Source organism: Pseudofrankia saprophytica (assembly GCF_000235425.2).
Taxonomy (GTDB): Bacteria; Actinomycetota; Actinomycetes; order Frankiales; family Frankiaceae; genus Pseudofrankia; species Pseudofrankia saprophytica.
The window spans coordinates 3,295,072-3,308,558 of the sequence record NZ_KI912266.1 but is presented as its reverse complement, the minus strand read 5'-3'; the positions used below and the strand labels follow the sequence as shown (position 1 = coordinate 3,308,558).

13 protein-coding genes are annotated in these 13,487 nt (G+C 70.0%); 3 read left to right on the top strand and 10 right to left on the bottom strand.

Going from position 1 to position 13,487, the window contains the following annotated elements; genetic code table 11:
* Positions 1–34 precede the first annotated feature (34 nt).
* Positions 35–292 carry a hypothetical protein gene (locus FRCN3DRAFT_RS56175; RefSeq protein WP_232794037.1) on the bottom strand — a complete coding sequence of 86 codons (258 nt, stop codon included), beginning with the start codon at positions 290–292 and terminating at the stop codon, positions 35–37.
* On the opposite strand from FRCN3DRAFT_RS56175, the gene FRCN3DRAFT_RS56170 reads away from it, so the two are divergent.
* Entirely contained in the window at positions 285–1,019 is a 735-nt protein-coding gene (locus tag FRCN3DRAFT_RS56170; RefSeq protein WP_232794036.1) for a C40 family peptidase, read from the top strand. The genes FRCN3DRAFT_RS56175 and FRCN3DRAFT_RS56170 overlap by 8 nt on opposite strands.
* A gap of 122 nt (positions 1,020–1,141) precedes the next feature.
* Here the strand turns inward: FRCN3DRAFT_RS56170 and FRCN3DRAFT_RS0213770 are convergent, their stop codons facing one another.
* The 4 genes from FRCN3DRAFT_RS0213770 to FRCN3DRAFT_RS57420 all read right to left on the bottom strand — a co-directional run bounded on the left by FRCN3DRAFT_RS0213770 (position 1,142) and on the right by FRCN3DRAFT_RS57420 (position 4,216).
* Positions 1,142–1,816, bottom strand: a complete 675-nt coding sequence (locus FRCN3DRAFT_RS0213770) for a class I SAM-dependent methyltransferase (protein ID WP_007507507.1) — start codon at positions 1,814–1,816, stop codon at positions 1,142–1,144.
* A 173-nt stretch (positions 1,817–1,989) separates the two neighbouring features.
* Entirely contained in the window at positions 1,990–2,820 is an 831-nt protein-coding gene (locus FRCN3DRAFT_RS44410; protein ID WP_007507509.1) for a methyltransferase family protein, read from the bottom strand.
* Positions 2,821–2,867: 47 nt separating this feature from the next.
* Positions 2,868–3,107 (bottom strand): hypothetical protein, encoded by a 240-nt coding sequence (locus FRCN3DRAFT_RS0213760; protein WP_157845211.1) that lies wholly within the window; start codon positions 3,105–3,107, stop codon positions 2,868–2,870.
* A gap of 116 nt (positions 3,108–3,223) precedes the next feature.
* Complete coding sequence (locus FRCN3DRAFT_RS57420) at positions 3,224–4,216, bottom strand: MFS transporter (protein WP_342435310.1); 993 nt, start codon at positions 4,214–4,216, stop codon at positions 3,224–3,226.
* A 1-nt stretch (position 4,217) separates the two neighbouring features.
* Between FRCN3DRAFT_RS57420 and FRCN3DRAFT_RS0213745 the strand changes: the two genes are divergently transcribed.
* Positions 4,218–4,505 carry a DUF2933 domain-containing protein gene (locus FRCN3DRAFT_RS0213745; RefSeq protein ID WP_007507514.1) on the top strand — a complete coding sequence of 96 codons (288 nt, stop codon included), beginning with the start codon at positions 4,218–4,220 and terminating at the stop codon, positions 4,503–4,505.
* 60 nt (positions 4,506–4,565) lie between these two features.
* Entirely contained in the window at positions 4,566–7,088 is a 2,523-nt protein-coding gene (locus FRCN3DRAFT_RS0213740; protein ID WP_051466253.1) for a heavy metal translocating P-type ATPase, read from the top strand.
* A 166-nt stretch (positions 7,089–7,254) separates the two neighbouring features.
* On the opposite strand, the gene FRCN3DRAFT_RS0213735 is transcribed toward FRCN3DRAFT_RS0213740, so the two are convergent.
* The 5 genes from FRCN3DRAFT_RS0213735 to FRCN3DRAFT_RS0213715 form a co-directional block, all read right to left on the bottom strand.
* Positions 7,255–7,896 (bottom strand): DUF305 domain-containing protein, encoded by a 642-nt coding sequence (locus FRCN3DRAFT_RS0213735; protein ID WP_007507519.1) that lies wholly within the window; start codon positions 7,894–7,896, stop codon positions 7,255–7,257.
* Positions 7,897–8,142: 246 nt separating this feature from the next.
* Entirely contained in the window at positions 8,143–8,661 is a 519-nt protein-coding gene (locus FRCN3DRAFT_RS49465) for a hypothetical protein (RefSeq protein ID WP_131803628.1), read from the bottom strand.
* Positions 8,662–8,755: 94 nt separating this feature from the next.
* Positions 8,756–9,805: a C40 family peptidase gene (locus tag FRCN3DRAFT_RS0213725; RefSeq protein ID WP_007507525.1), complete on the bottom strand. Its 1,050-nt coding sequence runs from the start codon at positions 9,803–9,805 to the stop codon at positions 8,756–8,758.
* Positions 9,806–10,626: 821 nt separating this feature from the next.
* A complete protein-coding gene (locus tag FRCN3DRAFT_RS0213720; RefSeq protein WP_232794035.1) occupies positions 10,627–11,745 on the bottom strand; it encodes an ABC transporter substrate-binding protein in 1,119 nt (372 codons plus the stop codon).
* 550 nt (positions 11,746–12,295) lie between these two features.
* Entirely contained in the window at positions 12,296–13,420 is a 1,125-nt protein-coding gene (locus tag FRCN3DRAFT_RS0213715) for an aminoglycoside phosphotransferase family protein (RefSeq protein WP_007507528.1), read from the bottom strand.
* Positions 13,421–13,487: the final 67 nt, after the last annotated feature.

The window sequence follows — 13,487 nt, the reverse complement described above, 5'->3', positions numbered from 1 at the left end:
CCGAACGGAGTCCCGCCACGGCCCGGCGCGGTCGTCACCGCGCCCGCGCCCGCTCGGGGACGCTGCTGGCTCGGACTTCGAGCCGCGCCACCTTCGCGGTGATCACCACGGGCACCGTGGCCGTGTCCGGGGTGGCACTGGCTGGCTCTCTCGGCCCCGGCGCAGCGGACACGGACACCGGAGCGCACAGGATCACCGCGAACTCCCTGGGCGCGGCCTTGGGCACCGAGACGACTCCCGCTGCGGCCTCCACCTCCGGGTCGGCCCTGCCGGTCTCTCTCCACGTGCGCACGGCGGTCTCGCTGACGCCGGCCGTCCCCGACGTCACGGTGAACGCCGACGAGCCGGTCGAGGTCGGCTTCCGGCTCACCACCCGAGGCGGCGGTGCCCTCGCGGACCAGGACATCCTCGTCCAGGCACTGTTCCCGACCGGCTGGACGACGTTCAAAGCACTACGCACGGACGCGGGCGGCTACGCCAGCTACGCGGCGCGGGTCCTGACGACCACCCAGATCAGGGCGACATTCGCGGGCGGCCCGGAGCTGGACGCCGCGACCTCCGACGCCGCGGTCGTCCGCGTCCGCCCCGCGCCGCCCGCGACCGCCGCCCCGGCCGCCGCCCGCGGGCCCGCGGGCGAGACCATCGCCGACGCGCCCACCGGCGCGACGACGATCGGGGAGAAGGCGGTGTACCTGGCATCACTACAGGCCGGCAAGCCATATGTGTACGGGGCGGAGGGGCCGTACGACTTCGACTGCTCGGGGCTGGTGCAGTACGTCTACAAGCAGCTCGGCATCACGCTGCCCCGCACCACCGACCAGCAGTTCGCGGCGACGACCCGGATCTCGCGCGGCTCCGAACAGCCAGGGGATCTGATCTTCTTCGGCGAGCCGGGGTCGATCTACCACGAGGGCATCTACGCCGGCGACGGAAAGATCTGGGTCGCGCCGAAGAGCGGTGACGTGGTCAAGCTCGAGGCCATCTGGACCTCGTCCTACTACGTCGGCAGGGTGCGGTAGGACCAGACGGGTGCCCGTGGGCCGGTCCCACCGTCCGGCCCGCGGGCACCCGCGGCGGCATCCGAGCAAGGACGCGTCGGCGATCGGTCCTCACGATGCGGTCATCCGGCCTCGTACCCGGTCTACTGCGCCTGGTGGCCTGCGGCTGTGTCGTCGAGTGGCCGCTGGGCGCGGCCGAGGATGTGGGCGGTCGACGGAAGGAACCGCAGGGGTCGGAAGGTGAACCGGGCGATCTCCTCGACGGCGAAGCCGGCGGCGCGAATGGCCTCGGCCGTCCGGCGGTTCGGGTGGCAGCCACCACCGCCCTTCGCCCACAGCGGCGTGATGAGATCTTCGGCCAGCCCTCGCAGTCGATGCTCGGACCGCACGTGTTCGTAGAACCGCAACTGCCCACCCGGCCGAAGCACCCGGCGGACCTCGGCCAGCGCACTGGTTGGGTCGGGGACCGAGCAGAGCACCAGCGAGACCACCACGGCATCGAACTCTCCGTCGCACCCGGGAAGCGCACCCGCCTGGCCGGCGATCACGCGCACCGGCACGGGGGCGTCCGCCGCGGCCTGGCTGGCGAGTCCGCGCAGCTGGTCTTCGGGCTCGACCGCCACCACCTCGCGCACCTCCGGCGGATAGTGGGCAAAGTTCGGCCCGTGGCCGGCCCCGATCTCCAGCACCCGGCCTGCGAGTCCGGCGAGCAGGCGGTCGCGGTGGGCGGCCGAGCCACGCCGGTCGGACTCGGCGCTCATCCGTGGGTAGGACCGGGCGAACCGGGGATGCTGCAAGGCCGACAGATCATTCCTCACCGCTCACAACCCTTCCAGCCCGGGTCGTCCTTGTTTCCCAGCCTGAGCCGCGCTGCTTCCGGACACCAGGCCACCAATCGGCCTGCTTGCCGACCAGGAGGAGGCGACGCAGGTCACGGACCGGTCCGCGGCACAGCCTGGCCGGAGCCGCCGAGGGTGCGTCCTCGCGCTACTCAGAACGGGCGGTGCCCGGCTTCTACCCGGCGAGAGATGTGATCGTCGCCACGGGCGGGTGCCCGCGCCGCGGACCCGCCGCCACCGCGCCGGCCTGCGGCAGCGTCGGCATCCGTGACGTCAGGCCCGGTGAAGGTCCGGCCGGCGTCCGCGCGCCCACCGGTGTCAGGGCCGGTGCCCTCGGCGTCGCCAGTGCCCGTGTCGCCGTGACGGCGCCGTGGCAGGAACCCCGGAGTAGACGCGGCATAGGCCGACCAGCGTTCGCCGAACCGCGCGGCCACCTCCCGTTCCTCGCTACGGGCCAGCCGAACATAGACGGCGACCAGGATCGGGAACATGACCAGTGTGGGGATGGTCGGCCACTGCAGCAGGAAGCCGACCATGACGAGAAGGAGACCGTCGTATTGGGGATGCCGGACCCGGGCGTAGGGGCCGGTGACGGCCAGCTTGTCGGTCCGGGCTGCCTCGTGCAGCACCCGCCACGCAGCGGCGATCAGCCAGAAGCCGCCGCCGATGAACACGTAGCTGGCGAGGTGGAACGGGCTGAGATGCGGATCACCCTTCCAGCCGATCAAGTCGTTCCATAGATGCCCGCCCGCGTGGGTGTCGCGCAGCAGCGGGAACCGCGATCCCAGCCAGCTTCCCAACAGGTAGATCGTCAGCGGCGCTCCGTACATCTCGGTGAACAGCGCCACCAGGAACGCGGTGAACCCTCCCATCGCCCGCCAGTCTCGGCGGGTCCGCGGGTGGAAGAAGCTGACCGCAAAGGCGGCGAACAGCAACGTGTTGAGAACGACCAGGGGCCACAGACCGTACGCAGCGTCAGCCATCGAGCACCGCCATCTCCAGGGCTTCTCGGCCTCTGACCGGGCGGTCCTCACCCGTGGGTTCGCGGCAAGTCATCGTGGTCGCGGTCGTCGGTGCGGCGAGCGTGGTCGTCGGTGTGGTCCTGGTCGTTCCCTCCCATCCCCATGGCCCGCATCATCACGAACATCATCAGAGCGCATCCGGCGATCAGCAGGAGCGAGACCAGAGCCGCCGACGGCAGCCCGGCGACGAGAAAGACGATCACTGCGACTGCCGCGATCGCCACGTAGATGGGCAGGTGCTTCTTCATGTTCATGGCTCTCCTCCTCAGTGCCTCGTGAGGAGTGTTTCCGCTGGCTGAGCCGTCGAAAAGGGGACGACCGGGGGTGACCGGTGGGGCCGATGCGCACGCCGTCGCATGCCACATTACCTACTATTCAATGTAGTAGAAAATGCTTTTGGGTGCTCAGCCGTCAGTCGAAGGCTCCGCTCTGCCCGTCGACTCCATGGCCGTGGCCTGGCCTCATCCAGTGCAGGATGCCGACCGCGGCGCCGAGCATCGCGAGCAGGCCGCCGGCGAGCACGAAGGGAGAGGCGGGCCGCCAGTTGAGCAGGCCGACTCCGGCCGGGGCCCACGAACTGGCCGACGCTGGTCGCCGTGCTCTTCATCCCCAGCGCCGCTCCGGCGTGGTCACCTCTGCCGGCCGATACCAGGGCGGACAGGTTCGGGGTGACGACGGCGGAGCCCGCGGCGAGCAGCGCGACCACGCCGAGCACGACGGCGAAGTCACGCGTGATGACGATCGCGGCGATGCCGATTCCCATGACGACGAATCCGGCCGCGACCTGGACGGTCGGGGCGGCGACCTTCGACAGCGCGCCGGCCGCGGCGACCTGCAGTGCCGCCATCACCAGCCCACAGATCATGAACGCGACGCTGGCCCGAGCAGGCCCGATCCCCAGCCGGCTCTGCCCATAAAGCACGAACGTTCCCTCGAACAAGGCAAGGCCCGCCGAGGAGGCAGTAACCAGACTGAGCAACCCATGCAGCCCCTTGCGAGGTCGTCTGGGCCCGTCACAACCGATACGGCAGCCGTCGCCGTCACGGAGCGCCGGGTGTGACGACGAGTCCGGCAGGTCGTCGAGCCATCCCCAGACGCGGTATCGTTCGCCGACCCCACATCCTACGATGAAGCGTAGTAGGTACTTGGACGCCTCTCGGCGTGCATATCTACCCGTCGCGACGGTGCAGGGTCCCCTACCTCCGGGGGGTATGCCGAGAGAAACTGGCACCGCATCGCGGAGGTGGGTTCCCGGCGATGGGAAGCCAGCCGGTGACGTGCCGCTGCGCGGCGGCCGGTGAGGCCGTTTCCGCCGACTCACCGGTCGCCACCCGGTCTGTCCGAAGGAGGGGAGCATTATGACGCGGAAGAACCTGCCGTCGCTCGCGCTGGCCCTGGTGGTGGCCGCCGTCGTCGCTGTCCTCACGGTCAATTTGCCGGCCGGCGTCCTGCTGCCGCTGCTGCTGGTGCTCGCGTGCCCGCTGACGATGTTCTTCATGCACGGTGAACACGGCATGCACGGCGGCGGCGGTTCGCATCAGCACCGTGACACGCCAGGCCCTTCGTCTCATCAGCCGTCCTCACCTCACTCGGAGGCGTCGAAGCCGACCCGCGACGCACCGTCGGGCGAGACCAGGCGGATCTGATCGTTCCTGGCCACGCCTTTCACAACACTGCCCAGGCCGCGCGCCGGATTGGAGCTGAGCATGCACGCTCACCACGGCGGATCCGGACGGCCGCCGCTCGCGACGGTTGTTCTGCAGGTCTCGGGGATGCGTTGCGCCACCGAGAAGGCGCGGGTGGAGGCCGTGCTGGGGCGCCGGCCGGGGGTGGTCGTGGTGGCGGCCAACCCGGTGGCGCAGACCGCGGTCGTCACGTACGACCCGGCCCGGACATCCGCCGAGCAGCTCGCCGGCTGGATCCGGGACTGTGGCTACCACTGCGGTGGGCAGTCCGTTCCGAAGCATGTTTGTGATCCGCTCGCGGAGCCCCTTCAGGCTGGTGGCCACGGGCCTGAAGGGGCAGCCCCGGTGCCCGGAACGTCGGATCGGGCGGCGGTGGGAACCCTGGAACCGCCTCAGGCCGATGCCGTCCACGAGGGGCACGCCGCCCACGAGCACGGTGGGACTCGGGTGACGTCGCCGCACGAGGCGATGGGCCATGGCGGGCACGGGTCCATGTCGATGGCGGCGATGGTCGCGGACATGCGCAACCGGTTCGTGGTGGCCGTGGTCTTCGCGGTGCCGATCGTGCTGTGGTCATCGATCGGCCGTGACGTGCTCGGGTTCCGCGTGGCCGCGCCGTTCGGTCTGCGGGACGACGTGTTCCAGCTGGTCCTGAGCCTGCCGGTGGTCTTCTGGTCGTCGTGGATCTTTTTCGACGGTGCGGTGCGGGCCCTGCGTGCCCGGACCTTGGACATGATGGTGCTGGTCGCGGTCGCGATCGGCACCGGCTGGGTCTATTCGCTGGTCGTGACACTGACGGGCGGTGGCGAGGTCTTCTACGAGGCCGCGGCCCTGCTCGCCGCGTTCGTGCTGCTCGGCCACTGGTTCGAGATGCGCGCCCGCGGCGGCGCGAACGACGCGATCCGCGCCCTGCTCGAGCTCGCCCCCGAGCAGGCGCTCGTCGTACGTGACGGCGAGCCGGTCGCGGTGCCCACCGCCGAGGTCGTCGTCGGAGACCTGCTGCTGGTCCGCCCCGGCGCCAAGATCGCCGTCGACGGGGTGGTGGAGGCCGGCGAGTCGGACGTCGACGAGTCGATGGTGACCGGCGAGAGCCTGCCCGTGCACAAGGCGCCCGGCTCGCAGGCCATCGGAGCGACCGTCAACACCAACGGCACGCTGCGGGTCCGCGCGACCAAGGTTGGCGCCGACACCGCGCTGGCGCAGATCGTCGCGCTCGTCCAGGAGGCGCAGAACAGCAAGGCTCCCGGGCAGCGGCTGGCCGACCGGGCCGCGTTCTGGCTGGTGCTGGTCGCTCTGCTCGGCGGGCTGGGCACGTTGCTGGTCTGGCTGTTCGCCACCGGCCGGCCCGCCCGCGAAGCGATCCTGTTCGCGATCACGGTCGTGGTCATCACCTGCCCGGACGCGCTCGGGCTCGCGACCCCAACCGCGATCATGGTCGGTACCGGTCTCGGAGCGCGGCGCGGCATCCTGTTCAAGAACGCCATCGCGGTCGAGTCCGCGGCCCGCATCGACACCGTCGTGCTGGACAAGACCGGCACCCTGACCAAGGGAGAGCCCGAGGTCACCGACCTCTTCGCCGCGGCCGGCGTCGCCGAGAACGAGCTGCTGTGGCTGGCCGCCGCGGTGGAGCGGGAATCGGAGCATCCGCTGGCCGCCGCGGTTGTTCGGTACGCAGGCACCCGCGGGCTGAAGCCGCCGCACGCGGACGGGTTCGTCAACGTGCCCGGCCACGGTGCCGTCGCGACTGTGGACGGACGCCGGGTCGCGGTCGGGAACCTTCGCCTGATGACCCGAGAAGGCGTCGAGGCCGACGAGCTCGGCGAGCGTCGGGACGCGCTGGTCACGGGCGGTCGGACCGCGGTACTTGTCGCCGTGGACGGTAAGGCGGCCGGGCTGATCGGCCTGGCGGACGCGCCTAGGCCGACCGCGGCCCAGGCCGTCCGGGCCCTGCACGACGCCGGCGTCGAGGTTGTCATGCTCACCGGCGACAACGAGGCGACCGCGCGGCGGATCGCCGGACAGCTCGGCATCGACACCGTCATCGCCGAGGTGCTCCCCGGCGACAAGGCGGCCAAGGTCGCCGAGCTGCGTCAGGCCGGGCGGCGGGTGGCGATGGTCGGCGACGGCGTCAACGACGCGCCGGCGCTGGCGGGCGCCGACCTGGGCATCGCGATCGGCGCCGGCACCGACGTGGCGATCGAAACCGCCGACGTGGTCCTGATGCGCTCCGACCCACTCGACGTGCCGGCGGCCCTGCTCATCGGCCGCGGCACACTGCGCAAGATGCGCCAGAACCTCGGCTGGGCTGTCGGCTACAACGCCATCGCCCTACCGATCGCCGCCGGCGTCTTCGAGCCCGCCACCGGGCTCACCCTCCGGCCGGAGATCGCCGCCCTGGCCATGTCCGGCTCCAGCTTCCTCGTCGCCGTCAACGCCATCCTTCTCAAGCGTCTGCGACTGCCCCGCACGGTCGCCGTGCCTGGACCGGCGACGGCAGTCTCCACCGTCACCGCCGACCGACCGCCGGTTCACCCGGCGAGGTAGGTCCTTCGACAGCGACTGCCCAGCAGTGGGGATGAGACGTCTTTGGCTCTTCACCCTGGTGAATCGCTGTAGATGCCAGAGCCGGTGGCAAGGGAGTCATGCCAGGTGCCGGTCGCGCCCGGGTGGTGGGTTCCGGTTGGTGGAGCCCACCACCCAGGTCAGGGGGTCAGATCTTCTGGAGGAGTGTCTGCATGGTGGTGATCTCGGCGGTCTGGTTGGTCACGATCGCCCCGGCCAGCTGCTTGGCCGGGCCGTAGTCGCCGTCGCGCTGCTCCGTGGTCGCCATGGCGATCGCCCCCCGGTGATGCTGGATCATCATGGTGAGGAACATCCGGTCAAAGCCGCGGCCAGAGGCGTTCTCCAGCATCGACATGTCCGCCTCGCTCATCATCCCGCCCATCGAGGCACTGGGCGTGGCCATCGGCATCGACGACATGTCGCCGTGATCCATATCCATCCCGCCGCTGGCGCTCGGCGCGGCCGTTGGCTCGCCCCAGCTGGTCAGCCAGCCGGTCATCGTCGTGATCTCCGGGGCCTGGGCCTCGCGGATCTTCTGGGCCAGTGCCTTCACGTCAGGCGAGGACGCCCGGGTGGGGGCGAGGTCCGCCATCTCGATGGCCTGCTGGTGATGCGGAATCATGCCCTGTGCGAACGCGACGTCCGCCGCGTTGTGATCTTCGCTGGCGGTCGTGCCCATCGAGCTCATGGAACCGCCGGAACCAGCGCTGGCACCGGTCGAGGCGCCGCCGCACGCGGCGAGCACGACCGCGGCCAGCACGGCACCGAGCAGCATGACGAGTCGTTTCATGAATCCCTCGCAAGAGGTCGTCTGGATGTCCGGTTCTCGGACGGGGACGCGTCATCGCCCGCGTGTCCATGCCAGACAGGGGTCCGCCGCCCGACGTCATGCGCCGGACGCGCGACGCGCCGTGTGACAGGCACAGGCACAAACGCCATGTGGCGGGCAGACAGCCAAGCCGGCTACGCGATCACGATGTGGATCGCGGGCCGCGGCACGCCACGGATGGCCTTCAGCGCGGGCGGGGGCGTCGGTTTACAGACGAAGCACGCAGAGGGCGGACAGTAACGGCCCCGTCGGCCGTGAGAGATATCGGAGCCGACCCTGACCGGCCCTGAGTGGTCCCGGCAGCGCCTCGCCGCCGCGGACACCGACGAACAGAAACACCAGCAGCAGACCGGCGAACAGCACCACGGAGCGCAGCACCGCCAGGCACAACTCACCCGCATGACCGTCATGGCCGGGAATGGCGGTCAGCATCCTGGCCGCGCCGGCCAAACCCACATCGTGGTCGGCATGCCGGGTCGGGACGGGATCCGGTGCCATCGAGACCAACGACGCAGACGCCGACGTCGGCGTCGCCATGCCCACCTCGCCGCTGGCCGGCGCCATCCCGGCCCGGGACTCCATCATCATGCCGGCGCCGAGGTGAGTGCCCAGCCCGCCGTGCATGAGCAGGATCCCCAGCAGCACCGCCCCGACCAGCACCAGGCTGCGTACCCCGACACGGGGGACGGCCAGGCGACTGGCCGCGCGACGAGCTGGGCTGGTCACGGCCTCATCCTTCCAGATCCACACGGCGACCATTACGCGTCACGCCCGCACCAGTGATGCACCGTTCTCGTCCAGGACTGGCGGTCACAGAGATCTACAGCACGCGGCCGACCCAGTACGTGGACGTGTAGATCGGCTCCAGCTTCACGACGTCGCCGGTCTGCGGCGCCGCCCACATGTAGCCGTTTCCTGCGTAGATGGCCATGTGAGTGATGTTGTCGGGAGAGCCGAAGAACAGCAGGTCCCCGGGCTGCTTGGCCGACTGCGGCACCCGCAGCGTCGCCTCGAACTGCTGCTGCGCGGTCCGGGGCAGGTAGCGACCGAGCTGCTTGTAAACGTATTGGGAGAAACCGGAGCAGTCGAACGCGTACGGGCCCGTCGCGCCCCACACATACGGCTTCCCCCTTTGCAGGGACGCCAGGTAGACCGCCTTCGCCCCGATCGTGCTACCCGGGATGGCGGCCACACCGGTAGGGCGGGTCGGGGTGGGGCTGGTGACGGTGACCGTGGCGGCGGCGGCCACCGACGGGCGCAGCGAGGCCCCGCCGTCGAAGACCGCCGTGACCGTGGTGGTCGACAGCAGCCGCGCGCCGATCCGCGCCATCCCCTCGTCGTCGGTCCGCAGCGTCGCACTCCTGGACCAGCGCGTTCCAGCCACGACGACGACGTTCACGTTCTCGCCCGCGACAGGCGCTCCCGTCGTCGCGTCGCGGACGTGGATCGTGAACCGAGCCTCCGCGTTCGGGGCGATGGCGGACTTCTCAGCCTCGATCGTCGTGGTGGTGAAGTCGGGAATCGGGTCGGCGAGCGCCGCCGCGAGCGAGTCGGGAGCACGCTCAGCGGCCGGTGCGGCGCCAGCGCCGGCGCCGGCGCCGAACATCGCCGCCTGGGTGACCGGAGCGCTGTCGACCGGACCGATGTCGCTGCCGGTGGTCGTGACCGTCGCGGCAAAGCTGGCGGTCGAGACCGCGAGGCCGCTGGTTGTCAGGGCCGCGATCGCGGCTACCCGGTTCTGCCGCCGCGTGAGGCGAAACGCCCAGCCCGTGGAACGCCGGACCGTCTCGGCCGGTGGCCGCCGGGGGCGATGACCATGCTGGGACCAGGCCTCGTCCGCGGACGGACGGTCACTGTAGGGAGCAGGCAACGCACATCCTTCCGTAGGTCCGCCATCGAGGCGGGCACGCCGATCCCCCGTCCGCTCCCGTTCCGTTTCTAGGAGTTCGAGGACGGCGAGCACCGGCGGATCCGCGGGCTCGCCTCCGCTCCCGCCCGACCGCGATGTCCGAGATCTCGGACTCGGGGCAGGACTGGCGCGGCCCGGCGCTGCTGACGACGTCACCCTAGACCACTATGATGCGTAGTAGATAGGGGCGGGTCACCTCAAACCGGCCGTTCCCCGCAGATGGGTACTTAGCGTAGTTTTCTGTGTGGATGCGCCGATAGGCGGCCAGCCTGACACTCGGGCTAGGGATGCAACCGGAAGCGCCGCTACGATCGATCATCGTTCTTGCGGTCGCGGCGGAAGGCCGAGCACCTACCCGCACATGCGGCCCACCCTGTGCGGCCGGCGGGGTCAGCCGTCGGCTCCACAAGCAGTCGCGCCAAGACGGTCTGTAGGTCCATGGGAGTGACAGTGTTGATGAACGGGGCGGCGGTGCGCCCCCGACAGTCCACGATCAGCGCGCTGGGACGGTGGTGGCGGCCAGGCCCGAAAGGCCGCCAGGCGGGCGGCGGTCGGGGCATGTGGATCTCCGTGCGGCGTGTGAGCCAAGGAGTTCGGGGCCAAAGAGCCGGCGTCAGGTGCAGCTACGTCATGGGGAAAACTAGTCACCCAGGCACTGCGGACGCATCGGGTGCTCGACGCGGCCACAACGCGACGGTCCGGCTGGCGGACCAGCGGGCGTCCCGAACACGCCGATGGCCGGTGCGCCGGCTTGAGATCACCGGGCACCGGCCCAGCCGGCGTCAGTTCTGCCGAGTGCCGCACCACTGGGTGGGATCAGGGGCTCCGGTGTTCGGCACCACCTCGAACGCGGTGCCGGCCTCGTTGACACGGACGAATATGTAGCAGAGGGTGGGTTCGCTGTAGCGGCTGAGGTCGATGTCGGGTATCAGGCCGCCGGCATTGTAGTTCTTCTCCGCGCGCAGGTTGGTGATGAATGACTGGCGCGTTGGGCAGTCCCCAGCGAGTTCAAGGCCACGGATGAACTCGTCCGCCGTGACATACCCCACCAGAGTGATGTCGTTCTCGACCTCGGAGGACTCCGGCGCGAACGCCACCATGGCCCGCCGGTAGTTGTCCATCGCGGCCGACTCCACGCTGAACGGCGTGTGGTTCGCCATCAGCGAGATACCGGTCGCCGCGGTGCCGTACTTGGCAAGCATCTCGCGGCCGTCACCCGAGCCGTTCAGCGCCACCTTGATCGTCACGCCAGCCTTCTTGGCCTCGTCGTAGACCGCCACGAAGTCGTCGGGTGTCAGCGGGCCGAAAAGAGCATCCGCCCTGGCGGCCCGGATCTTCGCGGCCACGCTGACCGGGTTCGTGACCCCGGCGGTGAAGGGAATCGTGTCCACCACCTCGATGCCCTGAGAACGCAGGCTGACGGCATACGACTGGCTGAGCTGGACGACCGACGGTGACGACGGATCGGTGACCACCACGGCGCGGGTGGCTCCGAGCTGGTGCGCGAACACCCCGAAGGTCGTGATGGGGGAGGTCGGGGTCGGGAGGACGGCGAGCGTGAACATGTTCCGGTGCTGGGTCCACGCCGCCTCCGCCGGCAGCCCCGTGATCGGGATGCCCTGCTGGTCCAGCCTGTCGGCCACGTTCGTGATGTTGAGGGTCTCGGCGATGAGACCGAAGACGCCCTCCCCTGTCACCAGCTCCCCGGCCGCGTTCTCGAAGGTCCGCGCATCTCCCCCGTCGTCCTTCCACGTCAGTTCGATCTGACGCCCGTTCACTCCACCGGAGGCGTTGGCCAGACGGACCCTGGCCTCGACACCCGCGCGCGTGGGTCCGAGCGTCGCGGCGATGGGACCGCTGTCGGGGTAGATCAGCCCCACCTTGATCGTGGTGGGGGTCACGCCGGGGCTGTTACACCCCCCAGTTCCACCTACGGCCTGACCGCTGTCCGAACAGCCGATCGCGGCGAGCGGGATGACCATACTGGCGAATACCGCCGCCACCTGGTGCCGGCGTAGGCGAGCAGACAAGGACTCCATCTCCTTAGGGCAGGGAAAATGAGAGCCACCAGACCCTCGGGTAAGCAGGTCTTTTGGCCCCGGGGACCGGTCGGTGAACCAGCAGGAGGCAATCTGAAGCCGGCCGGGCTGAGAATCCCGGCGGCGTGGATGGCATCAGCGTTTCGACACCATCAACCACATCGGCGATCGCCTCTCAAGCGAGATGACGCACAGGGTAAGACGATAGTGACATTCTCAGGGCAGGCCCGCCTGATATCGCAAACACCCAGAGCGCGATTCTCGGATCGAGGAGCCTGCCGCCCAACGAACCATCGGCTCGACAACTTTCCTCCGGCCAGCCTTCGCCGGTTCCGCGAGCCGCGGACGGTGCCCGGTTATGGACGCCGGGTCATACGGTCGATGCCGGCAGCGCTGTGCCCTGCCGTTGTCGTCACCACTCCTGGTCGTTCTCGACGGCGGTGAGGGCGTCGTTGTCGGCGACGGCGGTTCCGATGCGTGTCAGGAGCAGGCTCGTGATCGCGGGGTCGACCTTGAAGGTAATGCCCCACATGAAGAATCCCTGAACCATGCCGCGACGCACGCCCAGCCAGGCGTGGTCCCAGGACGGGACGTCGACGCCGCCGGCGCGCAGCCGGTCGAGGTAGTGACCGACCAGGTCGCGCTCGGTCCGGCGCCGGTCCTCCACGGTCAGTGCGGACGCGATGTGGTAGCCGACGTCCAGGTACCAGGGCGCGCGCTGTGCAGTCTGCCAGTCGACGAACGATGGCCGGCCGGCGCCGTCGAGGAAGACGTTGCCGACGTGCGCATCGCCGTGGATCACCGTCCATCGGCGCACGGACTCGACCCGCCCGGCCAGCACGCGGTAGGCCGCCTCGAGCCGCTCGGCGTCCCGCGCCTCGACCGGCACCCCGGCACCGATCGGCCCGCCGAAGTTGTCCCGGATCTCCTGGACGCCGCGGACCAGCAGATACATGCTCATGCGGCTGGCGAGCCAGTCGGCCTTCGCGAGTGCCGGGTCGCCCCAGGCCGCCGCGTGCAGCCGGGCGAGCTCGCCAAGGCTCTCGGCGGCCTGGTCGGGGGTGTAGTCGCTGCGGGCGTCCAGGAAGACCGCGCCCTCGGCGACGACGTCCTCGGTGATGACGACCCCGTGGCCGGTCACGGGATCGACGTCGGCGTAGACGGCGCGCAGCGTCCGCACACCCGCCGAGGCGGCCACATCACGGTAGAAGGATGCCTCGAAGGCTCCGATCACCGCGGCCCCACGGCCCTCGTCCGTGAAGTAGCCCTTGACGCAGAGGTTGGGCGACAGCCCCGCCGGAACACCGCCAACGCACTCGATCGTGAACCTGGCGTTCGTCGCCACTCGGCTGATCACTGGGCCGGGTGTGACGGCGCTGACCTCGATGCCAGGGAACCTCCGGCCGAGCGCCGCGGTCAGCCACGCCGGCGTCAGCAGCTCTTCCAGGCTGTCCGGCACCCGCGGCGGAGCACATATGCCCGGCCCGGCGACCACACCAGCGACGGCCGCGTTGTCATTCTCGGAGACGAAGGTCACAGCACGGCCTCGCGGTTCCCGGACGACGACACCGCACCGCCGGACGTCGCCAGGTGGTTAGCGGTCA

Bases quoted from the DNA above. Each gene is read 5' to 3' on its own strand.
- FRCN3DRAFT_RS0213745 (WP_007507514.1), top strand. From the start codon at position 4,218: ATGACGCGGAAGAACCTGCCGTCGCTCGCGCTGGCCCTGGTGGTGGCC.
- FRCN3DRAFT_RS0213735 (WP_007507519.1), bottom strand. From the start codon at position 7,896: ATGAAACGACTCGTCATGCTGCTCGGTGCCGTGCTGGCCGCGGTCGTG.
- FRCN3DRAFT_RS57420 (WP_342435310.1), bottom strand. From the start codon at position 4,216: ATGCTCCCCTCCTTCGGACAGACCGGGTGGCGACCGGTGAGTCGGCGG.
- FRCN3DRAFT_RS0213740 (WP_051466253.1), top strand. From the start codon at position 4,566: ATGCACGCTCACCACGGCGGATCCGGACGGCCGCCGCTCGCGACGGTT.
- FRCN3DRAFT_RS44410 (WP_007507509.1), bottom strand. From the start codon at position 2,820: ATGGCTGACGCTGCGTACGGTCTGTGGCCCCTGGTCGTTCTCAACACG.
- FRCN3DRAFT_RS0213760 (WP_157845211.1), bottom strand. From the start codon at position 3,107: ATGAAGAAGCACCTGCCCATCTACGTGGCGATCGCGGCAGTCGCAGTG.